General features: G+C 49.4%; 20 protein-coding genes and 2 pseudogenes. 2 read left to right on the forward strand and 20 right to left on the reverse strand.

Going from position 1 to position 26,165, the window contains the following annotated elements; all coding sequences use genetic code 11:
- Window positions 1–130: 130 nt before the first annotated feature.
- The gene (locus ACESZP_RS07190; protein WP_009259790.1) at window positions 131–379 is read left to right on the forward strand and encodes a sporulation initiation factor Spo0A C-terminal domain-containing protein; all 249 of its coding nucleotides are present in this window, start codon (window positions 131–133) and stop codon (window positions 377–379) included.
- Window positions 376–1,077 carry a sigma factor-like helix-turn-helix DNA-binding protein gene (locus ACESZP_RS07195; RefSeq protein ID WP_009259789.1) on the forward strand — a complete coding sequence of 234 codons (702 nt, stop codon included), beginning with the start codon at window positions 376–378 and terminating at the stop codon, window positions 1,075–1,077. Before ACESZP_RS07190 ends, ACESZP_RS07195 begins: the two co-directional genes overlap by 4 nt.
- Window positions 1,078–1,140: 63 nt before the next feature.
- On the opposite strand, the gene ACESZP_RS07200 is transcribed toward ACESZP_RS07195, so the two are convergent.
- From ACESZP_RS07200 to ACESZP_RS07295, 20 genes and pseudogenes are all read right to left on the reverse strand, one after another.
- A complete protein-coding gene (locus ACESZP_RS07200; protein ID WP_009259788.1) occupies window positions 1,141–2,550 on the reverse strand; it encodes a relaxase/mobilization nuclease domain-containing protein in 1,410 nt (469 codons plus the stop codon).
- Window positions 2,551–2,632: 82 nt separating this feature from the next.
- The gene (locus tag ACESZP_RS07205; RefSeq protein WP_009259787.1) at window positions 2,633–2,926 is read right to left on the reverse strand and encodes a hypothetical protein; all 294 of its coding nucleotides are present in this window, start codon (window positions 2,924–2,926) and stop codon (window positions 2,633–2,635) included.
- Window positions 2,927–3,059: 133 nt separating this feature from the next.
- Window positions 3,060–3,959, reverse strand: coding sequence for a DUF3658 domain-containing protein (locus ACESZP_RS07210; protein ID WP_117612902.1), 900 nt, complete (start codon window positions 3,957–3,959; stop codon window positions 3,060–3,062).
- A 149-nt stretch (window positions 3,960–4,108) separates the two neighbouring features.
- Window positions 4,109–4,441: a plasmid mobilization protein gene (locus ACESZP_RS07215; protein WP_009259785.1), complete on the reverse strand. Its 333-nt coding sequence runs from the start codon at window positions 4,439–4,441 to the stop codon at window positions 4,109–4,111.
- Window positions 4,441–9,765 (reverse strand): annotated as a pseudogene (locus ACESZP_RS07220) (helicase-like domain-containing protein); the annotation flags it as partial. The gene ACESZP_RS07215 and the pseudogene ACESZP_RS07220, both read right to left, overlap by 1 nt.
- A gap of 734 nt (window positions 9,766–10,499) precedes the next feature.
- Window positions 10,500–10,850, reverse strand: coding sequence for a TnpV protein (locus ACESZP_RS07225; RefSeq protein ID WP_009259783.1), 351 nt, complete (start codon window positions 10,848–10,850; stop codon window positions 10,500–10,502).
- Between the two features lie 843 nt (window positions 10,851–11,693).
- Complete coding sequence (locus ACESZP_RS07230) at window positions 11,694–11,909, reverse strand: transposon-transfer assisting family protein (protein WP_009259782.1); 216 nt, start codon at window positions 11,907–11,909, stop codon at window positions 11,694–11,696.
- A 29-nt stretch (window positions 11,910–11,938) separates the two neighbouring features.
- Window positions 11,939–13,333 carry a YodL domain-containing protein gene (locus ACESZP_RS07235; protein ID WP_009259781.1) on the reverse strand — a complete coding sequence of 465 codons (1,395 nt, stop codon included), beginning with the start codon at window positions 13,331–13,333 and terminating at the stop codon, window positions 11,939–11,941.
- Complete coding sequence (locus tag ACESZP_RS07240; protein WP_499708539.1) at window positions 13,330–15,405, reverse strand: DNA topoisomerase 3; 2,076 nt, start codon at window positions 15,403–15,405, stop codon at window positions 13,330–13,332. The genes ACESZP_RS07235 and ACESZP_RS07240 overlap by 4 nt, the downstream gene beginning before the upstream one ends.
- 79 nt (window positions 15,406–15,484) lie before the next feature.
- Window positions 15,485–16,210, reverse strand: a complete 726-nt coding sequence (locus ACESZP_RS07245; protein ID WP_499708541.1) for a DUF4366 domain-containing protein — start codon at window positions 16,208–16,210, stop codon at window positions 15,485–15,487.
- A complete protein-coding gene (locus ACESZP_RS07250; protein WP_009259778.1) occupies window positions 16,200–16,454 on the reverse strand; it encodes a DUF4315 family protein in 255 nt (84 codons plus the stop codon). Before ACESZP_RS07250 ends, ACESZP_RS07245 begins: the two co-directional genes overlap by 11 nt.
- Window positions 16,455–16,466: 12 nt before the next feature.
- The gene (locus ACESZP_RS07255) at window positions 16,467–18,365 is read right to left on the reverse strand and encodes a C40 family peptidase (protein WP_009259777.1); all 1,899 of its coding nucleotides are present in this window, start codon (window positions 18,363–18,365) and stop codon (window positions 16,467–16,469) included.
- Window positions 18,355–19,104 carry a DNA-methyltransferase gene (locus tag ACESZP_RS07260; protein ID WP_499708543.1) on the reverse strand — a complete coding sequence of 250 codons (750 nt, stop codon included), beginning with the start codon at window positions 19,102–19,104 and terminating at the stop codon, window positions 18,355–18,357. The genes ACESZP_RS07255 and ACESZP_RS07260 overlap by 11 nt, the downstream gene beginning before the upstream one ends.
- Before the next feature lie 79 nt (window positions 19,105–19,183).
- Window positions 19,184–21,574: a VirB4-like conjugal transfer ATPase, CD1110 family gene (locus ACESZP_RS07265; RefSeq protein WP_499708544.1), complete on the reverse strand. Its 2,391-nt coding sequence runs from the start codon at window positions 21,572–21,574 to the stop codon at window positions 19,184–19,186.
- Complete coding sequence (locus tag ACESZP_RS07270) at window positions 21,516–21,974, reverse strand: PrgI family protein (protein ID WP_009259774.1); 459 nt, start codon at window positions 21,972–21,974, stop codon at window positions 21,516–21,518. Before ACESZP_RS07270 ends, ACESZP_RS07265 begins: the two co-directional genes overlap by 59 nt.
- A 17-nt stretch (window positions 21,975–21,991) precedes the next feature.
- A complete protein-coding gene (locus ACESZP_RS07275; protein ID WP_009259773.1) occupies window positions 21,992–22,858 on the reverse strand; it encodes a VirB6/TrbL-like conjugal transfer protein, CD1112 family in 867 nt (288 codons plus the stop codon).
- 69 nt (window positions 22,859–22,927) lie between these two features.
- Window positions 22,928–23,008: a Maff2 family mobile element protein gene (locus ACESZP_RS07280; RefSeq protein ID WP_021659611.1), complete on the reverse strand. Its 81-nt coding sequence runs from the start codon at window positions 23,006–23,008 to the stop codon at window positions 22,928–22,930.
- 396 nt (window positions 23,009–23,404) lie between these two features.
- A pseudogene (locus ACESZP_RS07285) lies at window positions 23,405–23,539 on the reverse strand (Maff2 family mobile element protein); the annotation flags it as partial.
- A 300-nt stretch (window positions 23,540–23,839) separates the two neighbouring features.
- Complete coding sequence (locus tag ACESZP_RS07290; RefSeq protein WP_009259771.1) at window positions 23,840–25,612, reverse strand: VirD4-like conjugal transfer protein, CD1115 family; 1,773 nt, start codon at window positions 25,610–25,612, stop codon at window positions 23,840–23,842.
- Window positions 25,609–26,097 carry a PcfB family protein gene (locus tag ACESZP_RS07295; RefSeq protein ID WP_009259770.1) on the reverse strand — a complete coding sequence of 163 codons (489 nt, stop codon included), beginning with the start codon at window positions 26,095–26,097 and terminating at the stop codon, window positions 25,609–25,611. Before ACESZP_RS07295 ends, ACESZP_RS07290 begins: the two co-directional genes overlap by 4 nt.
- Window positions 26,098–26,165: the final 68 nt, after the last annotated feature.

The following is a 26,165-nucleotide window of genomic DNA, read 5'->3' on the forward strand; positions in this document are numbered from 1 at the left end:
GGAGCCGTAAAGGCTCTCTTTCTTTTTATAGAATTTTTATAATTTCGACAAAAGATGCCATCCACCGACAGTCATTTTATGTTAAAGTAGTTCTAAAGAACAAGTACAAACTCTAACGGAGGATGAAATTATGAATTTCCAAAAGATTCTGAAACAAGTTGCCATCGAAAATAATACGACACCAGAAGATGTTTACCGTGAGATGCAGATAGCTCTTGCAGATGCGTACAGCCACAAGGATGACACACAGGAGTCTCAGGCACTATGGAAGGAAATGGGCTTTGATAAAAGATGCCCCTCACCAGAGCAATTCATCAAAAAGTCGGCTCAAAAATTGCGTGGTGATCTCGGAATGTCTATCTGGAGGAGGCGATCATGAAGAAAGTGTGTTTTGTAGCGGATCGCTTTTTCTGGGAAGAGGAAATGGGCGATTTGCTATATCAGGAAATCAATAAAATTTCAAATGAGGATCGCGTCGTTGAATTCTATTTTCATACTTGCCACGAGATTTTTGCACAAAAGGCAGTCGCCTGTATCCAGAAATTGCGTAGAGAGCGACCGGAAAAACATCTGTCAATAATAGCCATTATCGATCCCTTGAGGTGGGGAGAGGATAAGTTTGATGAGGAAATCCCATTTCGCCACGATCAATTCCCCCGTGGTAGTGTTGACCGGATTGACTTTGCTCCCGCATTTGACGGTAAATGTGAGAAAGACGAAAGGCGCTTCATTCAACACTTTTATAAGATTGACCGCTGGCTTTACCATCAATGTGATGACATGATTGCCTATTATTATGACAATCTTCCAAATATTACGCAAAGAACCGCCAGAACTGCTACATCCGGAAACTCCAGACCGGCACTACATCATCTTTATCTGCCAAAAACCAAAGACAGGATTGACATCCTAATCGAGCAGCTTCCCGAACGGGAGAGAAACGCCGTGCTGGCGATTAACAGTGGTACAACCTATCGGCAGCTTGCTGAACAATTAGGCGTATCTTATAACCGCGCACAGCAGTTGGTAAACAGAGGCGAACTGCAAATCCGCAGATGGCTGCGGCAAAGCTCCTGATAGCAGTTCATACACAAAAAACGCCCCGGACGACCTATTACAGTCAATCCGGGGCATTCATGCTTATCTTTGAGTTTCTTTTTTTCTCTTTTCTTCCTGAGCCTTTTCTTCTTCCTGACGAGTCAGATTCAAGAATTGCTCCACATTTTTTTCCGCTTTTAAATAGTCCTGCATCTCAGTCCGTGCATTCCGGTATTGTGCATAGGCGGATTTCTTGTCTGCCAGAACTTCGGCATATTCTGCTGATAAGTCCTTTACCTTTGGAAGTTTCTTGATTCCCAATTCGTTAAAGGCATCCTTTGCTGCTTTGTGCAGGGTTATTGCTTCCCGATGGGATTCATAAAATTTTCTGCTGTATCCAGACTTACGGTAATCTACATATACATCCTTTGTTTTGGCATAGTTGATGATGTGTTTTTTCAGGGAAGCAATCTCCACCAGACGTTTTTCTGCCGTCTTGATTTTTTCATCCAGTTGGTCGAAGCGTTCTGTTGACTGTTTCGTTTTCTCATGAAGCTGGTCGATATTCTCAATTCCATGCTCACGAAGGAAAATCATGGTCTGCGCCATTTGTTTCAGATTATAGACCGTAGCCCATCGCTGATAGCCGATTCCTTTCGCCTGAAGTCTGGCGTCAATATCTACCAGCAGATTCAGACGTTTCTGGCTAACAGACTGTTTATTCTTGCTTCGGATACGGTGTTCTTTTTCGCCCAAAATGACAGCACGGATTTCTTCCTCTGTGTATCCATCTCCCAAAGAGCGGAAACGCAGAAAACGATCCTGTCCTTCCTTCCAGAGCGCCGTGTGTTTGCCGCGCTTGCAGGTATAGCCGTCCTGTTCCAGAAGCCGGAGAAATTCTTCAAAATCCTTTGGTTTCTTTAGAAGCGCCTGATCGATAGCCTGCCGGATTTCATCACGAAAGCAGTGCCGCTTCGGATAAGTGGTTCGTTTGACACGCTCTTTGTATGGTTTCTTCTCAATAATAGACAGCCCATGCTCCACACAAATGATGTCGCTGACCTTCTGAAGAGCAAGGCCGGAGTTATGGAAGTCACGAAATTTACGCTTGCAGTCCAGCGAAGTGGAATTGAAAACGATATGATTATGGATGTGGGCACGGTCTGTGTGAGTTGCTACCAAAAAAGCGTGTTTTCCTTTGGTGAACCGCAGCCCCAGTTCATAGCCAACCCGGTTGGCTTCCTCCGGTGTAATCTCACCCGGTTTGAAGGACTGACGAATCTGATAGGCAATCACATCATTTTGCTGCCGCCTGCCGGTGATGTGGAGATATTGTCGCTTAGCCAGAAGAAATTCCTCGTCTGCCGTCATGGGATCACATTCATATCCGCTCACCAGTTCGCCTTTTTCCGTCTTTCCCGGATTCTGAGCATAATCAGTCCGGTCGCGCAGGCACTGTGCAATGGTTTTCCCTTTGTTGATATGCAATGCAATCAGTCTTGTTGCCGCCATAGCTCACCGTCCTCTCCACAGCAAAAAAGAAGGCAGGCCGTTCCGCTTATTATTGCGGAGCAGTCTGCCCAAAACATTTATTCTATGAATGTACAAAGCCCACCAGAGAATCCTTCATCCCGTCCAGTGCTGTCTCGATCACTACGGCAAAGAACATGGCGGCTACATATAGAATTTCTAGAATGACCAGAATGGCCACTGAAGTCCACATTTGCTGTACAGCTGAGTAAATTCCGCATCCGAGTATAAACAGCATCAGTGGTCCCATTACATAGGCTGACAGGTTGGTTACGAGTTTTACCAAAAGAGCCGCTGCCATCAAAATCAGAATGATGGGAAGTGCCAGTAGCTTAAAGGGGAGTTTTATAAGTTTCATCACTTTGCTCACCGCCTTTCTACTTGTATTATAGTTATTCGTGTTGGCTCAGGCAAGGATGTCATTTGGTTGATTTTGGAACGCGAAAAAAGAAGCTGCGATGGCTTATCGCATCAATACACACAGGAAGTTATCAAACAGATATAGTATCTGCTATGCAGATCAATCTCGCATATTTATTTTCGGAATCGTTTATAACTTTGATTTTATCCTGCTGTATAAAATGTTCGATCCGTCTGGCGAACCACCAGTCACCCATACCGATCTGAAAACAACCGAGAATATCGCCTATTAATCTTGCCTCTTTGATTGGTTTACGTGTAAGTCTTTTCCATATCAGAAAATCATAAAAATCTTCTGGAACGCCGGTAACTTTTCCATTTATCACTGCTCTGAGAGGACTGTTATCCTCTGTTAATTCTGTCCATAGCAGTGCATACATCCTCACTTCTTCTTTGGTCAGCACCCTTTCATAGGCAAGGAATCCTGCAAATTCCTCCGCCGAAACTTCGCCCCAGTTTCTGTAAGAACAAATACTTGTTTTTTTTACCACATATTCCGGAAGTTTTACGATATGAATCTTATTTTTATATTTTTGCAGTATCCGGCACAGACTGTAAAAACCACATATGGAATATGGTGCATCGCTGTACCAGACCCGGATTGTCTCCCCATTTTCTAGATATTCTTTTAGGCGCAACAATTCATTCAAATAAACTTCACCTGTCAGCTTCAATTCCTGATCGATTTTTGGATTTTTAACATATTGATTTTGTGCATACATGGAATAGATGAGATTTTTCCGATATGGACTGTCTATAGGCTCCTTGATATTACCAATATCCAGCATGAAGCCAAGACAGACTACGTCTTCTGATGTTCCTTCCACCCATCCGGCGAAGGTTCTCTCCGGTGGTGTCTCTTTCCCTGTCACCAATACCGACGTTGGCCCATTTGCATAACCAACTATTTCCATACTTTTCGCAGCTTTCATGGAGGCCGCTTCACTTTCTCCAAATAATACTTCAATCATATCTGCTTCCTCTGAACTCCAGTTTGCTTGTTAACCTTATGAAAGAAGTATACTGAAAAAACGTGAATAAGTCTATCCAAACCATAAATGAAGTTCTGAAAACTATGTTGCAGGCGTTTCGCTCACGCCAACCGCCTGCTATAACAGATTTAGGAGATACTGGCCAGCCGCACCAACAGTTCCTTTGCCGCCCGCCACAATTCATCCAGCCGCACCTGTAAATCCTGAATGTCAGCCAGATAAATACTCCCAGTCTCATTCGCCTTTTTAGCATACTGATTCAGATTATTGCTGCAGATGCGTAACAGCCGGATCAGTTCTTTCAAGTCTTGCAAATCCAGCTTCACACAGTAGCCATCCAGTGCCATTTTACGGATGTAGGCGCTCATATTCATTACGCCCAGTTCGTCCATTTTTGCCCGGATACGCTCACGGTCTGCTTTTGAAACCCGCAGGATAATCGTATCATTCAGTTTTTCCATCACCGCACCTCTTCTCGTTCTGTATATCGTTTGGGAGCTTCACCGACCATCGCTGCTTTTGCCTTTAAATCTGCCAGCACAGAAGAACGGCCTTCCGGCTCTGTTACTTCCTCCTCTACGCCGTGATCGTCCATATTGAGGGCGGCGTCCAGTTCAGCCAGCCGTGCGCTTTTCTCAGCCAGTTCCGCTTCCTGGGGGAAGGGCTTGCCAAGCTCTGCCTTCGCCGCTTCCTGCTGATTGTGCAGGTTTTCCAGCTGTACCTGCGCCTTTTCTTTACGGCCCTCCAAACCGGCGAGCGTATTATCCATACGAGTGAAATTTCCTCTGGCATCTGTTCCCAACGTAACCGTATGGGTCATGGAGCCTTTCAGCGCGATCTCGTATTCCTGGCTGAGGCTGTTGTACGAAAGTTCCATGGAAAAACCACGGTACGTTCCCAGCGCCACCGGCTCCATGCCAGTATAACTCTTGCAGGCTGCCAGAATCGCCTCACCTGCCAATTCCTTTTCAGAGAATGTGCGTCCCTGAATCTCCGCGCCGACAAATTCCTCTTTCGGAAGAGGATGTGCTGTCACGGTCTGCATATCGGCTTCAAATCCCTGAATAAAGCCGCGCTGTTTTTCCATCTCTGCTGGGAAATACTTTAACAGGCGGTCTTCCAGCCGGTACTGCTGGCTCTGATGGTCAGATTTCAGCACTTTCAGACGCGCCACATCAATATCCAAGTCCATCTTTTCCTTGATCCGGCTGTCACCGGCGCACAGTGCTTTGATCTCCGCATAGCTGAGTGCCTGCTCATCCACATCGTCACAGGCTCGCACCGGCGATTTGCTGGTCATAATCTGCGAAATAAATTTCTGCTTGTTCTCCAGCGTTTGGTAAAGGTAAGCGTCAAAAGTGCCTTCCGTCACATACTGGTAGATCTGAACCTCTTTGTTTCGGTTGCCCTGGCGGATGATGCGCCCATTTCTCTGCGTCATATCGGAAGGACGCCAGCCCACATCCAGGTGATGGACAGCCACAAGCAAGTCCTGGCAGTTGGTGCCAGCCCCCATCTTCTGCGTGGAGCCGAGCAACACCCGCACCTGACCCGTGCGCACTTTAGCAAAGAGTTCTTTTTTCTTTACCTCGTTGTCCGCGTCATGGATAAAAGCAATTTCTTCTGCAGGAACGCCCCGTGCAATCAGCTTCGCCTTGATGTCGTCATAGACATTAAACGTACCGTCATCTTTTGGGGTGCTCATATCACAGAACAGGAGCTGCGTCAGACGGCTTTTCTTTCCTTCCTCCCATATCCGGAACACATTTCCCACACAGGCATTGAGCTTGCTGTTCGGATCGTCCGGCAGAAGCGGATTCATCAGCCGCTGGTCAAGCCCGATTTTTCTGCCATCCGAAGTAATTTTGAGCATATTGTCCTGGGACGGATCAACCTGCCCGCTGTGGACGGCAGCCGCCCGTTCTGAGAGCGCCGCAACCATTTCTTTCTGAATCTCCGAGGGCTGCACCACAACCGTCTCAAACTTTGCTTCCGGCACCGGCAGATTCAGCTGGTCACTGGTTTTTATATCCGCAACCTCTTTAAAAAGGTTCATCAGCTCCGGCAGATTGAAAAATTTTGCAAATCGGGTTCTTGCCCGGTATCCGGTTCCTTCCGGAGCCAGTTCAATCGCCGTAGTGCTTTCCCCGAAGGTGGACGCCCAGCAGTCAAAGTGGGTGAGTCCCTTTTGCTGTAAGGTGTTGTACTGGAGGTAGCGCATGACGGTGTACAATTCCGTCATACTGTTGGAGACGGGAGTGCCGCTGGCAAATATCACGCCGCGCCCGCCGGTGACTTCATCCAGATACCGGCACTTCATAAACATATCGCTGCTTCGCTGGGCTTCCGATGTGGATAATCCTGCCACATTTCGCATTTTTGTGTATAAGAACAGGTTTTTGTATGCCTGACTCTCATCCACAAACAGCCGGTCTACGCCAAGCTGCTCAAAGGTAATCACATCATCCTTCCGATCTGTGTTCAGCAGTTTATCCAATCTTGCCTGGAGAGACTTCCGGGTCTTCTCCATCTGCTTGATGGTAAAATTCTCGCCCCGGCTCCGTTTCAACTCATCCAGCGCTTCGGTTACATCATCAATCTGCTCCTGTAAGAGCCGTTCCTGCCGCTCCGCTGAGATGGGAATTTTCTCGAACTGACTGTGGCCGATAATGACTGCATCATAATCCCCGGAAGCAATGCGAGCACAGAATTTCTTCCGTTTTGCTGTTTCAAAATCTTTTTTCGTTGTCACCAGAAGTTTCGCGCTGGGGTAAAGCCGCAGAAATTCATTCGCCCACTGCTGAGTCAGATGATTGGGAACCACAAACATCGACTTCTGGCACAGTCCCAGCCGTTTGCTTTCCATTGCAGAAGCGGCCATTTCAAAGGTTTTCCCGGCTCCTACCTCATGTGCCAACAGTGTATTGCCGCCATACAGCACATGAGCGATGGCATTCCGCTGATGCGGCCGCAGCTTAATGTCCGGGTTCATGCCGACAAAATGAATGTGGCTGCCGTCATATTCGCGGGGACGGGTGCTGTTGAACAGTTCATTATACTTTGCCACCAGTGTTTCTCTGCGTTTCGGGTCACGCCAGATCCAGTCCCGGAAAGCGTCCTTGATTGCCTGCTGTTTCTGTTGAGCGAGGGTCGTTTCCTTTTTGTTGAGAACACGCTTTTTATTGCCCTCCGCATCTTCAATGGTATCGTAAATCCGGGCGTCTTTCAGATTCAGAGTATCCTCCAGAATCTTATAGGCGTTCGCCCGATCTGTACCATATGTCACATAGGCCGCCACATCATGCCGCCCGGTACTGCTTTTACCGGAAATCTGCCATTCTGCCGTAATCGTAGAAAACTTCACTTCAATGGCACGGCGGAGATAGAAGGGTGTCTCAAAAGTTTCCTCCATAAACTGTTGGATATACTTTGGATCAATCCAGGTAGCGCCCAGGCGTACCTCAATCTCCGAGGCTTCCAAATCTTTGGGCTGAGCTTTTTCCAGCGCAGCCACATTAACCGTGTACTGCGGATCGGTTTGTGCGGCAAGACGTGCAATCCGCAGCTTATCGCGCACATTACCGGACAGATATTCATCCGCAGTCTGCCAGCCAAGTTCCGGCGCTTCCGGTGCCATAGGATCACGGAAAATTACGCCAGTCAATTTGCCGGTGACGGCCTCGAAATCATCCGCTTTCCCCAGCAGTTCAGCCATAAACGGAATGTCTACCTTGCCACGTTCTCCGATGGAAACCGCCAGTGCTTCGCTGGGCGTATCCACATGGGTCACATGACGTTCCGGACAGATGGTGCGTTTGGTGAAAATATCGGCTTTGCTTTCCAGTTTTCCATCTTCATCAATATTCTCCAAAGAGCAGAGCAGATAGTAGGAAGAATCCTCTGAAAATGCCTTCTCGTTGCCACGGCTGTTAATCAATCCGTACTTTTGGGTAAAGGCATCGTAGGCGGTATTTAGTTCCTGCTGTTTGGCCTCGATAGCTTCCTGTGGATAGTCTTCCAGCTGGTACTCAATCAGGTCATTGACGATCTGACGCAGCTCCACCATGCCTTTGACCCGGCCTTTTGCGGTATCGTTTAAGTCAACCGGCGACATAATGGAATTTTGCCGGAAATACACTTCGCCGTCTACCACCGTGTAGGAAAAGTTTTTTACCGTCGGATCTGCAGGCAGTACAGAGGCATTGTCCTCCAGTTCCGGATTTTCCCGTTCCTGAGCCACGTATTCCCCGTGAATATGGGAAATCGCTTCTTTCAGCTGTTGGCTTAAATCAGCGCCGTCAATGGGCAGCACAGTACATTCTTCTTTGCCATACTGAGTGCTTTCGGTGGAAAGCCGTCCCAGTACCATCTCCGGATGCTCCACAAAGTAGCTGTTTAAGGTCAGCCCGTCTTCGTTGCGTCCAAGATGAATCCAGTCTGCATCCAGGTCGATGGGGTGTTCCCGCTTTTGTAGGAACAGAATATCCGATACTACATCCGTACCGGCATTGGCACGGAACGCATTGTTCGGCAGACGGATCGCTCCTAAGAGTTCGGCCCGCTGTGCCAGGTATTTGCGCACCTCCGGGCTTTTGGCGTCCATAGTATAACGGCTGGTCACAAAAGCAACCACGCCGCCCGGCCGCACCTGATCCAACGCTTTGGCAAAGAAATAGTTGTGAATGGAAAATCCCAGCTTATTGTAAGGTTTATCATTGACCTTATAATCGCCAAAGGGGACGTTACCAACCGCCAGATCATAAAAATCACGGCGGTCGGTGGTTTCAAATCCGGCAACAGTGATCTCGGCATTGGGATATAGCTTTTTTGCAATCCGCCCGGAAATGCTGTCCAGCTCCACGCCGTAAAGACGGCTTTGCTGCATACTCTCCGGCAGAAGACCGAAGAAGTTTCCCACACCCATGGACGGCTCCAGAATATTTCCCTGGCGGAAGCCCATCTGCTCCACGGCATCGTAAATCGCGTGGATCACCGTGGAACTGGTGTAATGTGCGTTCAAGGTGGAAGCCCTGGCGGCCGCATATTCCTCCGGTGTCAGAACCGTTTTCAGCTCCAGGTATTCCGTTGCCCAGTTACCTTTGTGCTCATCAAAAGCATTTGCAAGGCCGCCCCAGCCGACATACCCGGAAAGGATTTTCTGCTCATCCGGCGTAGCCGGGCGGTTTTCTTCCTCACATTTTTTCAGAAGCTGGATTGCCATGATGTTGGCGCGGAATTTCTGCTTCGGCCCGCCTTCACCCAGGTGTTCATCGGTAATGCGAAAGTTTGCAGCAACAGTCTCCGGTTCCGGACGTTCCGCCTCGTTTACACGCAGCCGTTCCACTACAATATCATAAGGCAGTTCGTTTTGTTCGGCAGGATAAATAGTTTCCGGCTCCGTTGTCAGTTCCGGTAATTCTGGTGTATCTGATTCTTTTTCTTCCTGCACAAACAGGCTGGCGTTTCGCTCATCCTGACGGAGAAGTTCTTCAAACTGACTGCGCCCCATAACCTTGTTACTCCAGGAATATGGGCCGGTATCAATCCGCACAGTGGTGTCGCCAACGTAACCAAGAGTGCCGCTGATAGGCTGATCAGGCGCAGGCAGGAAGACAGAATCGCCTACCTGGTAGGACGGCTGTCCCTCAAGTACCGTCTGCTTTTGCCGGTAACCTTCCGGGTTCTGATAAAAGCCTTCTTGCTCATGGATATACAGTCCGCGAAGAATGGGAGCCATGTCGCCCCAGCTGCCGCCCAGCGCCGCCAGCCTGCGTTCTTCACTGTCCAGAATCTCCACTTCGATACCGGTGGTGTAGGTGCGGAAATCTGCCGTGTCCCCGGTAGCCAGTTCCATCGTTTCCGCCCGGTTTGCAAACAGTTCTGAAAGCCGCTGTGCAATCCGGGTATTGCCTTCCCCATCCCGCAGCCAGCCAGAAATATACTCTTTATCCTGCGCAGAGAGCAGTCCAGTAGCCAGCACTTCCAGCAAATCCTGATCGACATTTGACGGATTGGGGGCAAGATACTCCGTTACAGCGCCGTTGCGGCTGTCCTGCCGAAGCAGTCCCTCGAACCGTTCCCGGCTTTCTGTACGGAATACAGGGTAAGCCACCCCATTAGGAAGGAGCTGCACCGTGTCTTCCCGCAGTTCGGTAATCCGATATTCCTGATTATCCAGATAAACGGTATCACCCATGTGATACGGCAGCGAAGCGGGATCGTATGCCGGTTCTTCCGGGATGGCCTGTTTGATTGCTTCATATTCTTCTTCCGACACCATAATGTCTACCACATGAGTGGGGTTGCCGGTGCCAATGGTAATATCATCACCACGTCGGGTAATCGGATACTGGCTCAGGTCATGAACTTCCCGTTGTTCTACTGTTTCTTCGGAGGCAGCGTTTTCTGCGTCCTTTTCGTTATCCTGATTTTCAGGCACAGAAAAAGGACCGGGCGATGGTTCGCTCGATCCTTTCATGGACTGTTTGGCGGTGGGGGCTTCCTCTGGAAAAGTAAAACTTAACTGTTGATAAGCTCCGTCAAAATCACTTCCTCGGCCTGGGCTTTCAGTGCGTTCATGTGCTGTACCCACGCCATCGCGCTCTGCTTCTTGTCCGGAGCCGGGTCTTTCTCCAGAAGCTGGCTCATCATCTGCTCCAACCTCTGGCTTGCCGTCTCCTCGATCTCCAACAGGTGCGGATACAGCGTCCCGTTCAGCAGGAACTGATTGTACAGAAGCGGGCGGTTCTCCTTCAGATACGCCCGGCGCATCCGTCCATACTTGCCCAGGGGCTTCTCCGGCTGCTTGTCCAGTTTCAGGTTCGGAATCAGGTAATCCCCGTTCCTCGTGTAGGTTAAGGTGTTCTCCATCCCATATTCTCCTTTCCTCAATGGCTTCCCGCTCCGCAGTCCGGATAGTGTCCCCGATCTGCAGGAGAATCTGCCTGCTGCATTGGCTGACGGCGGAACCCAGTGCCATAACTGCCGGAATGGTGTTGAAGTCGAAGATCGGCATGAAGTCCTCATGCCCCATATATTCCGCTGGATTCAAACCGCACCGGCTGAGTACCGTATAAGTGATGCTGGCGGTGGCTGCTGTCTTAAACTGGATTCCGATGTTGTAATTATCGTACCCTTCTAAGAAGGAATCGTCAACGATGTAGAAGAAGTCCTTCTGGTTATCTGCCCAATACTCGTCTGCCAGAGTTCGGGCGGCCGCCGCAATCTGTTCGCCCAGGTCAACGCCGCCAACGCCGTAGTTTCGTTCCAGCATAGCCATAATGGGAACGATATGCTGATCCTCCATTGTCCACAGCCAGGGCGTTCGTGAATTTTCCCTTGTTCCCGTATCTGCCACATCAAATACATAGCGCAGACGCAGCTTGTCACCGCGCTCATCTAAAAGGGCAATCCCTTTTGACCCGCGCCGGACGTAGCGGTTCATCTTGTCATTCCATAAATCGTATTCTGCGCAGGCGGTGGCATCCGGCCTTTGTGCGTAAATCATCATCTGATCCATGAACGGATACTTATACAGCCGGGAAGCCGTGGTAAGGAACTTTGCCCATTCCTGCCAGCTGGCTGTCAGTCCTTCCAGAGTTTCTTTTGCAACCGCCGAATAAAAATCTGCTTTACTCCACATATTGGCCTCCTTCCTTACAGCAGAAAAGAGCCGGGACAGTGATTTCCATCCCGGCAGTATTTAACTTCTTGTCAGTCCATAAAATCGGGGTACAAATCCAGTGCCGAAAACTCCTGATCGTTCATCTGGCGCAGCTTTTCCAGCACACAGTCGGTCAGTGTCAGCAGCTCTGTTTCGTCGGCCTGCAGATAGCTCCGCATATCCGTCAGATTGTCGATCAGCTCCAGGCGGGTGCCGGAATTATACAGGTACATCAGATTCCTTTCTTCGGAAGTAAACGTCTTCATCGTTCCAAGCTCCTTTTCTTTTTCTCGTATCATCGCTCCTGTTCCGCGTATTTGATCGTGGATTTCTTTCTGACCTCACAGTGTGGCTGGTTTTTCAGCTGCTCCACCACAGAAGGCTTCTCAGCTTTATCCTTTGCCGCTTTCTCCTTACGATCTTTTGCGCCATTATTAACAACGCCGTCGATCATACCGTAATCATCCTCAAGCTGCATTTCCGCATTTTTCAGATAATTCTCCGGGATAAGTCCGGGAAGTTCCTGAAAGCAGATACTGTCACAGTAATAACAGGATACCGCGCCATTTTCACGGATGGCAACAATGTCGCTGACCGAAAGGCTGTGACCCTTAAAATCTTCCGGACGATCCAGATTAAATTTCTCGAAGACGCTTTCCAGAAAGGTGGAGCGGTTCGTGTGAATGGGTAGCGGTGCGATATATACCACTTCATAATGGTCAATATTCACTTCCATATCCATCCGTTCCAGCATCCGCAGAGATGAAAAGCGCTCCATGCGTGTTTCCTCAATATCGCGCAGCTGCAAAATCGCATAGTTGTCCCCGGCGCTATCCAGGAAAGCTTCCAGCCTGCCGTTGTTTCCCATATTACCGTTTACTTCATCCCACTTTTCAATTTTATCCTGTGACATAAACTCCCTCCTGTGAAATTTTTCCCGGTCATAATCGGTCAGTTCTCGATTGCGGCTGCTAAGCCTGCATTGTTCCATCGCCTGATCACGGGCTTCCAGAATCGAAGTCTCCAGTCCGCCCACTTCTCCGGCAGCTACCGGCTGAAATCCCTGATCGTATAAATGGTACGCCCAGCCTGACGAACTACGTTCCACTGTCAGATAGTTTTGACTTCCCAGCTTCCATGCGGCAGTATCCCGGTCAAGCTCCGGTTCCGGGCGGCAGGTTCCGCCGCCACGCTCCAGAATCTCTGCAAACTGGCAAATGTGGTAGACGTTGTTTCCAACCTGGGTATGGTAATCGTCAATGTAGCAGCATTTGGCTGCATAATGCCGATCCGGATAATCCACCTGAATTGTCCCTCCGTCCGGAATACGGAACAGTTCCTTGTACCGGCTGTCGATAAAACGAATATCGTGGGTGGGAAGACTGGCTGGTTCCTGAAGGCTTCGGCGTCGAATCTCAGACCGGGGATACGGAAGCAGGGACAGCAGAGATATTTTCGCCACTTCCTGACCTTCCAGTCCAATCTCCTCACAGACGGCTACCCGCGCAGCTGCCAGCGGGGAGGCAATTCGACTCTCCAGAAGGTCTTCCCATGTCAGCATTCCGGAGTAATTTTCTTTCTTCTCGCTCCGATGGAACGCTTCATACTGAAAGCCGCTTTCCGTTTCCTTGAGGTGGAGAAAAAACTGACGGTCTACCAGATAAACTGCTTCTAACTTTTCCGCACTCATTTCCCGCCACCTCCGCTTTCAAATTCCAGCTGAAATTTCGGACGTCCATCTGCTTCGGTGGACAGCAGAACAGAAGCATTGTAGGTCTTTCCGGTTTTCTGGCTTTTGCAGTCCTTCACGCGGATTCTTCCGTCCCGTACCAGACGTTCCGCCATCTGAGCAGTGAGGCGTTTGCCAATTTTCTTGAAGTAGGCGTTGTCTTTCCAGAGAATGAAGCGGCATTCTCGATTGGAGCAAAACCATCCCTTCTGACGTTCTATGACTTCAGCCCCACAGTGAGAGCAGGTTCCGATTACAGTTGTACCAGGCATAAGCACTTTGGCTCCTTTCACAATCTCATAGTTGTTGACCAGTTCCATAATCATGCCGGAAATCTCATCCATGAAAGTTTCCGGCGCATATTCGCCGTGTTCCACCTCCGACAACTTTTCCTCCCAGTCTGCTGTCATAGCAGGGGACTGGAGCTGCTCCGGCGTTACGGTAATTAAGGCTTTCCCTTTTTCTGTGGGTATCAGCGTCTTTACCTTACCGCTGCCTTTGCGCTCCAAAAAGCCTTTCAGAACCAGTTTTTCGATGATGGCGGCACGGGTGGCAGGAGTGCCAATTCCTTTCCGTTCCGCATCCTCTGGAAAGTCATCGGCGCTGGCTGCTTCCATTGCCTGCAAGAGTAGATCTTCGGTGAAATGCTTTGGCGGAGAAGTTTTTCCCTCTTTTATTTCTGTTTTCTGAAGGGGAAGTGCCTCTCCCTCTGCTAATGGCGGAAGCATTTTTGCAGCTTTTTCCTCTTTCGGAAGAAGCTGACGTTCCATCGTTTTCCATCCATCATCCAGAATTTCTTTCCCTTTGGCAGAAAAGACAGTACCGGCACAGCTTAGCTCCACGGCAGTTTCCGCATACCGGTGCGGCTCGCTTACAGCGGCAAGAAATCTTGCTACGATCATCCGCACGACAGACTGTTCACCGGCAGGCAGAGCCGCAAGGTCAGCTTTCGCCATGCTTGCCGTGGGGAGCAGGGCATGGTGATCGGTAACTTTTTTCCCGTTGATTACTGCGCTTGCATGAACCACAGCGGGCCGCTGTACATCAAACGCAAAAGCACTGTTTTCTGCCAGCCCTGGAAGCGATGACGCCATATCCTCGGTCAGATACCGGCTGTCCGTTCGTGGATACGTCACCAGTTTCTTTTCATAAAGGCTCTGCATATAGTCCAGCGTCTGTTGTGCCGTAAAGCCGAAGAGACGGTTGGCTTCCCGCTGAAGTGTTGTCAGGTCATAGAGAGCTGGTGGCTTCTCTGATTTTTCCCGGCGCTCCACTTTACAGACAGTTGCCGTTCCCGCTTCCTGACAGGCTTTGCGGCACGATTCTGCATCTGTTTTTCCTTTAAATCGCTCGCTGGAAACAGTAAAATCATTTACTGTAATTTGCACTGTATAAAACGACTCCGGCACAAAGGCAGAGATGGCTGCTTCCCGCAGCACCACCATACCGAGTGTAGGAGTCATTACACGCCCTACATTGAGGGTCACACCATACAGACAGGAAAAAAGCCGGGTAGCGTTGATCCCGACAATCCAGTCGGCACGCTCCCGGCAGAGGGCGGCTTCATATAAGGCATCATATTCCGTTCCCGGTTTCAGATTGGCAAAGCCCTCCCGGATCGCAGTGTCTTCCATAGAAGAAATCCAGAGGCGTTCAAAGGGCTTTTTGCATCCGCACTGATGATAGACCAGACGGAAGATTAGTTCACCTTCGCGCCCTGCATCAGTTGCGCAGACCAGACTCTCCACATCCGGGCGTAACATCAGCTTCTTTAAAACGGAAAACTGTTTTTTCGTTGCCGCCGTCACCTGGTATTTCCAGGAATGGGGCAGAATCGGCAAGTCTTCCTTTCGCCATTTGGCATAGCGTTCTTCATAGCTTTCCGGCTGCGCCAGTTCTACCAAATGGCCGACGCACCAGCTGACAATATAGCCGCCGCCTTCCAGAAAGCCATCGCCGCGCTTTGTTGCTCCCAGCACTTTTGAGATACTCTGAGCGACTGAGGGCTTCTCGCAAACCACAAGTTTGAGCATGGGCAATTCACTCCTTTTTCATTTTTATGTTAGGGTAGCCCACAAGCTACCCCACCGAGGAAATACAAGCTACGCTGGACTACATCTGTTCCTCGTTGTCATCCTCTGGCTCATCCTCAGAGTCAATTTCTTCACCGTCAGTCACATCATCCTCATCCGGCAGTTCAAAATCTTCATCCTCGTCTTCGGTATAATCCGCGTCCGGATCAGGCTTTGTCTGTTCGGCCTGCTTCTTTTTCTTCATCTGGAGAAACAGGAATCCACCGCCACCAGCCAGCACTGCCGCAAGCAGCACAATAATCGGAAGCATATTCGTGGATTTTTCTTCTGGTTCCTCTACCGGTTCCGGCTCAGGTTCCGGTGCAGCTGTCTCAGGAGTCTCCGGTTCTGTTTCAACTTCCAGACCTTCCTGATACTGTGCCGCCGCATCCTCATCCATCAGACTGAGAAGATCGGCTTCATCCACCTGATTGAGGAAGTGGACGGTCTGTTCTCCTTCATCGTCACGGTCAATAATCAGGTAAAAATAATTGCCGTCCTTGCTCACCAATGTGATGAACTGCTTTCCAGCACCTGTCGGGCTGCCGTTGTCGTCCACAATCGTCAGATTGCCATCCGGCGTCAGAGCTTCCATGGGTTCCTCCGCTGACTCCGGCTCAGGAGTTTTCTCCGGCACTGGTTCTTCCTGAACTGGCTGCGATTCTGCCGCAGCGCTTTCATCCACATAAGCGTAGGCGTTTACCGAAAATACACCCATACAAAAGGTCATAGCCAAAAGCAGCGCGAAAAACTTTTTAATCTTCATCCGTGGCATCCTCCTTTACCACCTGATTCACTGCTTCCGGAGAGGGAAGGGACTGCGCGGTCTGGCGCAGCAGCTGTCCCAACTGTTCCGGAGTCAGGTTAAACGCATGAACCAGGTCATGAATCTCCGTGTTTTCCTGTTCCCGATACCGTTTATCCAGTTCCTTATAGCGGGCATCCCATTCGTCCCGCCTGCGAAGAGCTTTATCCCGTTCTTCGCCGATTCGATCCAATTTTGCACTCATTCACATACCTCCTCAGCGAATGCGTCCATACGCATAAAAATGAGATTGCCAGTAACTTGTTTCTATCGAAGCATAAGAGATCGGATTTCCGCAGTGGATCATCATCCCGCCGCCCACATAAATTCCCACATGGCTGGCACCGGCAGTATCATACGTCCCCTGGAAGAAGATTAAATCACCGGGCTGTGCCTCACTGGCGGGAATAATATCACAGGAACCCATAAGGCCGTTTGCTGTGGTTCTGCCAACATTCCAGCCATTGCCGCAGTTGTTGATTACCCAGCAGACAAAACCAGAACAATCAAAGCTGGTGCTGGGTGAACTTCCGCCCCAAACATAAGGAAATCCAAGATACTTTTCCGCCTCGTGGATCATATTGACGAATTTTTCATCGGTCAGAGCTTCTCCCGGAATATCGTAGTCTGTATAAGGGCCGGTAGGTGTGGCATAAATATCATCCTCAAACAGATAGGGACGGTTGCCCTGGGTCTGCAACAGGATGTTATATCGTTCCTGCTGATCCTCCGTCAGTCCTGACGCAGCGATTGCCGTCCCCAGCCCATTGTTTCTAAGGGTGACATTGAGAATATAGTAGTTGTATTCCACCTCAACCTCATATTCTTCTTCCGAGGTTTCACCGGTTTCCGGATCGGTCACTGTATGGGTGCGTGTCTCCGTGCGTGTACGCACCTCCACTTTTTCCTCAAGTGTGAGCGTATACTGACGGTCAAACAGTTCCTGTAAGGTTTCCTGGACTTCCGCTCTGGTATAATCCTCAAACAGAACTGTCAGGTAGGCAGTCAGCTCATAAGGATTGTGGTTGATCTCATCCAGCTGATATCGGTATTCATCATAACCGGGATGCGTAGATTCGATATTGTCAATCTCATTTTTCAGTGTGGCTTCCAGTGCCTTATAGTCCTCATTGGTTCCGGTAATGTCTTCATCCGTAGCAGTGAAGGAAGTACCCAGCAAAGAGCCAGTACCGCCCTGAACCATGGCAGAACAGGAGGAAAACGCCCCGGAAACCATCAGAAAAAGCAAAGCAAATACCAGAATAATTATCATGGCATGGGTATGCCGGACAGCAAATTCTTTGAGCCGTTCCAGCAGTGTTTTCGCTCCCTGAGCAGTCTTTTCGGTGCCTTTTGCCGCACCACTGGCAGCCTTAGAACCAGAGGCAGCCCCCTGAGCAGCTTTTGCTGCATAATATTGTTTCTTAATTTCCTGACGCTGCTTCCAACGGGAAATAGGATTGGATGCAATCTCCGGGTTATCCGCTACAGCCTGTTGATAAAGGGCTTCCACATTTGCCTTGTCTGCTTTCCGGTCAAGCCGGGCTGCTTTCTGGTAGGCTTTCAGCTTATGACCGTACCGGACATTACTGACAGTCCGTGCAGCGCCTTCCGCAAATTCTTCGCTCTGATGCGCCGCCTGTACACCCACGTTGTCATCCTCGTTTTCCGCAATTTCATGGTGTACACGGCCAGCAAGCGTACCGGTCACCGCATGGGAAGCAGTGCGGCTGATACAGCTGACAGGAGATACTACATCCACTGCTGAATCGTTGAAGCGTAAATGCTCATTTACACCTGCTGTGCCAGCTTTCTGTTTGCCTTCCTTTTTGCCTACCGATTTCTTTCGATCTGGTACCGCTTTCTTATTTGCCTGTTCAGATGTCTTTTGAGAAGAATCCGCATCTTTGGAATTATCCTTTTTGCCAAAGCGCAGCTGCTCCTTGCGATCAGCTGCCTTATCTTTCTCATGCTTTAGCTTATTCTTTGTGGGCAGCCGGGCTTTCGCGGAATCCGCCTTATCCGCAGCCCGTTCCGCTTTCTTTGCCGCACGGGCAACCGACTTATTCTCCAGTTCCTCTTCATCAAACCGCAGACGTGTACTTTTATTCTTCATCTGACACCATCTCCTTTCTGGCCTTCCGAATCCGATCTTGTGCGATTTTCCAATATTCCTCTGAGATTTCCGTTCCGGTAAATTTTCGTCCAGATTGAATCGCAGCCAACGCTGTACTTCCCGTTCCCATAAATCCATCGAATACTAAATCACCCGGATTACTGGATATTTGAATCAGCCACTGCAGACAGACTTCATTTTTTACCGTTGGATGAAAGATTCCATTCTTTTTCTGCCACATGGAATGGTGTGTGGCCTTCGGGTATTCTGAGCCAAACCAGCAGTCCGAAAACCGTGTCTTATACCGTTTGCTGGGCTGGCGTCCCTTGTGAAACATAGTGCCTTCTTTATTCCGGTTTTCCAGAAGCGTAGTTGAGTTGAAAACTCTCCGCCCTTTTTGACAGAAGATCACCCACTCTGCGCTGCTTGCATAGCTTCCTTTCAGATCGCCAATCCCTCCAAGCGTTCCTTTTTCAATTACCAGGCAATTTTTGATGGTAAAGCCAGCTTCCTGCAGGCATTGAAAATGGTACGGATAGCAGTCAAAACGGGTAAAAAAATACGCATGACTGTTCATGCGTAAAATGCGGTAGCTCTCCCTGGCAAATGCAGGATAATCAATCCCATCATCTCCCGGAAGCATGGTGTGCGGATTCTTTGCGAACTGATTGCTGTAATGGATGCCATAAGGGGGATCGGTCAAAATCAGGGGAACTGACCCGTCCGGAATTCCTTTCATAAAGGTCAAGCAGTCCTCACAAAAAATTCTGTTCTCGTAGTCCCTGGGAAAAATCCTCTCTTCATTTTTGAACGGCATCTCACGCCTCCCGTTCCATAACCTCCGACAGCTTCGATGTCATGATACTGTACAGCTCCAGATCTGTCGGGAATCGGTCAACGAAAGGCAGGATCACGTTTCCATAGAACAGAAGACCTTCGCCCTCGCCGGAATGAGTTACATAGGAAAGCTGATGGGGACTGATATTCAGCTGGTTCGCCAGAATCTGCCGGTCACCGGCTGCCTGGTTGAGCATGATAATAAAGTCAGAATTTTCAAAGATATTCTCCACCTCGCGGCTGGAGAGCAAGTCTTTGACATTCTGCGTAATTCCGGTCGGAATGCCGCCCCATTTCCGGAAACGCTTCCAGATTTCTACGGAATAGGAAGCGGTCTGTTCCTCTTTCAAAAGAAGGTGGAACTCATCCATATAGTAGCGGGTGGTTTTACCCTGTCCACGGTTCTTTGTCACCCGTCCCCAAACCTGATCCTGGACAATCAGCATCCCGATTTTTTTCAGCTGTTTGCCAAGCTCTTTGATGTCATAGCAGACGAATCGGTTTTCAATATCCACATTTGTCCGGTGATTGAACAGGTTCAGAGAACCTTTGACGTAAATTTCCAGTGCTGTTGCCACATGGTGGGCTTCCTTTTCGTCCTGTGCCAAAAGCGCATTGTAGAGATCCTCCAGCAATGGCATATTCTCCGGCACCGGATTTTCAAAGTAGGGCTGATAAATCTGTTGCACGCAGCGGTCAATGACTGTCTTTTCCACCGGCTGCAGCCCTTCCTTGCCGCCCACAACCAGTTCGCAGAGCGACAGGATAAAATCTGCCTTCAACGCAATGGGATTATCTTCCTCACTGTAATTGCTGTTGATGTCCATAGGATTGATATACTGGGTGCTGGCAGGGCTGATTTTAATGACCTGACCGCCCATGCGCGTCACAAGAGGTGTGTACTCGCTTTCAGGATCACACACGATGATGTCATCATCCGTGGCAAGAAAAGCATTGGTGATCTCACGCTTTGCCGAAAAGCTCTTTCCGGAGCCAGGGGTGCCGAGAATCAGACCATTGGGCGTTTTCAGTTTCTTCCGGTCAACCATAATCAGATTGTTGGAAAGCGCGTTCAGGCCATAATACAGCGCCTCCGGGCTGTCCTGAAACAGCTCCTGGGTGGTAAACGGGATAAAGATAGCCGTGGAACTGGTAGTCAGCGCACGCTGAATCTCAATCAGGTTCTGTGCCAGCGGGAGACTGCTCATAAGCCCCTGTTCCTGCTGGAAGTCCAGGCGGCACAGATTGCAGTTGTGCTTCTGTGCAATGCTGGATGCCTGGAACACATTGGTTTCCAGCTCCTGCAGTGTTTTTCCGGTATTCATCACCAGAAAAGTAATCAGAAACATTCTCTCATTTTGGCTCTGCAATTCCTTCAAAAGTGCCTTTGCGTCTTTCCCGTAGGTAGCAAGATCGGAGGGGATAATGTCGATGTCATACCCCGAACGGACCGCTTTCTTCTGTTCCTCGATCTTGCTGCGATCCAGTTCTGTGATCGTGCGCTTAATGGTCTTAATTGCCTTGTTCTGGTCTACGGACTGAATGTGCATCGTTACAATCTCGCTGGATTCCATATCCAGAAAATCCTTCAGCAGCTGGTCGCTAAGGTCAGAGGCAGTAATGGAGAGAAAACTCATAGCCCCATACAGCGATCCCATCTGGAACGTCTTTCCACCGGGGAAAGAAAAGCTGCTGGGCGCAATAAAATCCTTTACCGATAATCCCGATGCAGGAAGCCATTTCCAGTCGAAATAGAACTTGTCATGGTCGCCCATGTGGAACATGGAGTGCATCAGGTGCAGCCGTTCCTTACCATTTAATGTCCGGGCAGAAACGCCCAGGCGTCGGAAGTTGTTGAGCAGGTCTGTCTGAACGTGCTCCAGTCGGGGCTTTGCCTGCTTCATGGATTCTGCTTCAATACCGAAGGTCAGATATTTGGTTTTGGTCAGACCGTTGTTGCCACGTTCCAGCTGCTGGCGGAGCATCTGGCTGTATTCCTGGCGTACATCATCGAAGCCATCCTGCCGGGGCTGAATCTGAATCCGGCGTTCAAAGCTCTCCATATCAGTAGCCATATTCATAAAGGACAACTCGAAGTGGATGGAGCTGTCAAAGAAATTCAGGAAGCCGCACCATTCCTCAAAAATGGAAGTTTTGTCCTCCTGCTGAGCCAGCTGATAGTTGATGTCCTGAAACTGAATGGTTTTCGTGTAATAGCGGTCACTGACCCGACAGATGCCGTCCGGGAACATCCTCTGAAATGGGATGGACTGCTGTGCCGTGCGGGGAATGCCATCATCCCGCTTCGCCTTTTCAATGACAGAGTGAATCTGCTTTTTCTCCCGCTTTGTCAGAGTGTCCGGCAGAGCCATTCCGCTGGGTTCTGTCTGTTTTTTTCTGTTTTTCAGAGCAAACAATACGCTGTACCTCCTGTTCTGCCCACGCCTGCCGCATCAGCACCGCATAGTAATTGTTGGTCTGATAGGGACGGACTTTCGGGCGAATAAATTTTGCTTCAATAAACTGCTTTGCAATGACTTCCAGCGGCTGGCCGTGTTTCTCATACATCCCCAGAAAGAACATGGGGAGCATGATAATCATCATGCCGATGGCAGCAAGCGACACATTGCCGGACTGCTTTAACAGGAAGAAAGCCGGAACGCCCACCAGCGCACCGGCTCCAAAGCAAAGAAGCTGTCGTTTTGTCAGATTGAATAATACTTTTGATTTCACCCGTGTAAGGTCACGGGGAACCGAGATATAAGCTGCCAATTTGAATCCCTCCTAGTCTAGTGAGCGGAAAACACTCCCTTAGCGAGAGCGCCGGTCTTAAATAAGGTAAAGCATAACAGTACCGTGTAGCCGACTACGCCCCAGATTGAGGCAATCACGTCATCGCTGAAAGAGATTCCCTGAATCAGTACCGCATAAATTCCGACACAGATCAGAATCAGAAATCCCTGAAAACCAAGCGCCAGAAGTGAGCGCAGGTAATTCTGTCCCACCTGACTTTGCTCCCGATTTCCGAATGTGGCAAATGGAATCGGCGCAAGGCTCACGGCCAAATAAATTTCTATCATCCGGCCATACACGATAATGAAGATAATGATACTCAGCGCCCACATGGTGACATTGAGCAGGAACGACTGGAGGAACAGGCCAATCAACGGGCCAATGGCCATCTCCATCAAGGTTTCTTCCAGAGTCTCCAAAGCAGCTCCATCAATGGCTGTGGTATCTGAAATCAATCCGCCTGCTCCGTTAATCACGTTCTGACAGACATCAAACACCGCCATGGTGATATTAAAGCAGTTGGTGATCAGCATAACTGCCACGAAGGTCTTGAAAACCCACTTGAAGAAAATCCAGGTTTCAAAATTGGCAAGGTTGTTGTGATCGATAATCATCTGGATCAGTTCGTAACAGGCGATAATCGTAAGGATAATGCCTGCAATCGGGATAATGACAGATTCCGACACATTCCGAATCATAGAGAATACCCCCGGCGAGAAATTCGCCGGGGATGTTCCCACCTGCGTCGCAACATCGCCAACCTGCTGGTTGACTGCATCAAACATCCCGGACAGATGATCCATAATCCCGCCGACCAGCACTTCTTTCAGCCATTCGGTAATCGATTCCCAGATAAAATCCATCCGGCTGCGACCTCCTTTCTGCCCGCCCCGCATTATGTGGGACAGGGCGAGGATTTACAGGGTTTCCGATTAACCGAACAGACCGGACAGGAGCGGAACGAGAGTGATGCCGATCAGGGCAACGCCGCCGCCCGCCATAAGCTGTTTCATCCGTTTTGTTCACGCCGGTGCGCGATTCCGACGCGGTTCCACCTTTTATCAGGCGAACACCCCATGTTTTCACATGGGCGCAGACTATATCTTCACCCGCTGTTTGCGGGGCAGACCACTTCGGGCCGCTTGACCCTACTCCTGCAAAGGATAGTCGTTGAACGTCCCTCTGTTCGAGGTTTCGCTGCTGATTGCCCATTCTTACCGGCGTTTAGGTTCGCACCTTGCGCGATCCATGTGTTTCTTTCTGCTTTCGCAGCCATCACATTGGAGCCTGTTTCATCTCTGTGTTGTGGCACACATGGCTTTAGGGGTTCCCAGCAATTCAGTCTGTCATCGTGTGGACTTTCACCACACGCTTCACGGCAATTACTTGTCCGTGGAGGGCATTCATTACCCCTGAGATTTGGCACCGGGATTGTCGTTTCCATAACCTTCCAGAAGGTTGATTGCGCCCCAGATACCAAGGCCAGCACCGAGAGCAACAACGAGGGTCTGGAGAACAGTAATCGCTTCATTAAAGAAATCCATACAAAATACCTGTGACCGAAGCATATCGGGAGATTGTCTGTAATAGGAATCCGCACAGCAAAGACAGAAAACAAAAGCCGCTGGTATTTTTCCTTCCAACGGCTCCCGGCTTCGGTCTTTCCTTTCTTAGTTTGATATTGTGATTTCTGCATTCTGTTTTTGCAGGCGGAGAGAATGCCTGAATGTGAACCGCACATTAGAACCAGATAAATTTCTCTGCTTACCGCAGTCGGACTATTCTTTGCGCAGCCAGGGATTCAGGGCATAAATAAAAAGCCTGCCATTCCAGACAGACTTGCGTCACAAAGCGTCAGCATCCACGACCGTAAAGACATCGTTCTTTTTCAATTTCATTTTCCTGTTCAGGAATTTCTCAATGTCGAAGGTGTTGCGCTTATCGAAATCGGACGTGTATTTGTAGTTCGGGTGCTGGGTTAAATCATATTTATCAGACAAAAATGGTCGGACACCGCGCAGCTGAAGGATGCACTTGCCGCCGTCCAATACGGCAAGCTCATCGATGGAAGCGAGATCATGACCGGTCTTTTGATAATTTGTGCCGTATGACGGGCTGTTGCCCCTGGTATCGGAAGTATTGAACATATCAATCGTTTCCTTACCCAGGGCGGCATTCAGTTCTTTCAGTGTTGTCGGCTCAGAGCCACCAAGGAAAATCTGCGAATCCATATTGCCGACAATCGTATCCGCATTGTCCTTGTAAATGGCTTTCAGCTGGCTTTTTGCCTGCAGCACCAGGCAGGCGGAGATTTCCCGGCTTCGGATGGTCGCTACCAGCTTCTCCAAGTTGGGGATCTGCCCAATATTGGCTGCCTCGTCGATCAGACAGCGCACATGAACCGGCAGACGACCTCCATACACATCATCCGCTTTTTCACAAAGCAGGTTAAACAACTGTGTGTACACCATCGAAATCAAAAAATTGAAGGTGCTGTCCGTATCGCTCATGATTAAGAACAGCGCCGTTTTCCGATCTCCAAGGGTATCCAGTTGCAGCTCATCGTAGGCAGTGATTTCCCGCAATTCCTGAATGTCGAATGGGGCCAATCTGGCACCGCAGGAAATCAGGATCGACTTTGCGGTTTTGCCAGCGGCTAATTTATAGAGTCGGTATTGGCGAACCGCAAAGGAATCTGGCTTCTTTCGTTCCAGTGCCTCAAACATCAAATCCACCGGATTCTGAAATTCTTCATCATCCTCCCGGACTTCCATCGCATTCAGAAATGTCAGCAACGTAGCAAAATTCTGTTCTTCTACCGGAGCCTCGTAATGAATATAGGCGATCAACGCTGTATAGAGCAGCTTCTCCGATTTTTCCCAGAACTCGTCACCGCTTTTTCCGTCACCCTTCGTATTTGCCATCAAAGTTGTCACCAGTTTCAAAATGTCCTTCTCGCTATGCACATAGGCGAATGGATTGTACCGCATGGACTTTTTGAAGTTGATGGTGTTAAAAATCTTGATCCGATACCCGTGCTTTAACAATGCGTTTCCACATTCGCAGACGATCTGGCCCTTCGGATCGGTGACTACAAAGGAAGTCGGATACTCTTTGGAGTTACACTGGAGAAGATTAGGCTTAATCCAGAACCTGGTCTTACCGGAGCCGGAACCCCCCACAATTAAAACATTCTTATTGCGGGCATTCTTTGGATTGGCAGGCCGGTTCGACAGCATCAGGCGTTCCGTCTTTGTAAGGATAATATTGTCCTCAAACTTCGGAGCCACGAACGGTTCAATATCTTTGGCTGTTCCCCAACGCGCCGACCCGTACTCCATATTGTGGCGATACTTCTTAGCATTTTTCCCTTTCAGATAAACTGCCAGCCGGACACATCCTCCGGCAAACAGCCCGACCAGCAAATCGGAAGGGTAGAAGCTGGGTATCGGATTGGCAAAAGCCTGACCGACTGTGGAAAAGAACGCCAACAATTTCGAAGAAATATCCGTTCCTTCTGCCAGACGCCATGCTTCTCCAAGATTGGTAGCAAGCAGCCCAAGGATCAGATACGGGATATTCAGTATTACCAGGCGTTTGATTTCTTTCTTACTCATAAATCACGCTCCTGTTTCTTCTGCCGTACCTTCGCAGGCATGGAAGCCACCAACTGCTTCAGTTTGTTCAGCTGCTTGAGCACGCTCGGTTTCTTTTGCTTTTGCAGCAGAGAAGCGGAGTATTCCTTAAACGCAGCCGTCATGGCGTCCCCATCCCTGGCTTTGAAGAACACCAGATACCGAGGCGGCGTCTGGGACGGATCTTTCGTAATGGCATAATCAATGCCATACTTGTCCAGAAACCGCTTAAAGCCCTTGATGTCCGTTTTTTCAATTTCGATATTGGTAGCGCCCTGATTTTGCCCTAACAGCTGATCAATGGTCTGCTCACCTACGGGCTTTTCGTTTTCAGCAGCCAGTTTCTTTGCTTTTACATTGCGTCGGTGCTGCATATATTTCCGAAACGCCGCAAGCAGCGCCCGACCGCTCAGCTTTGTCGTACTGATCGCCAGATTCAGTGTCCTGTTTTCTACTTCCTCCTGCAATAGACCACCTCCTTAACCCGAACACGGAATCGGGGAAAAATGAAAGATGCCGGATCAGGTAGAAAAAC

The sequence above is a fragment of the Candidatus Dorea massiliensis AP6 genome (genome assembly GCF_964245105.1).
GTDB lineage: Bacteria > Bacillota > Clostridia > Lachnospirales > Lachnospiraceae > Laedolimicola > Laedolimicola intestinihominis.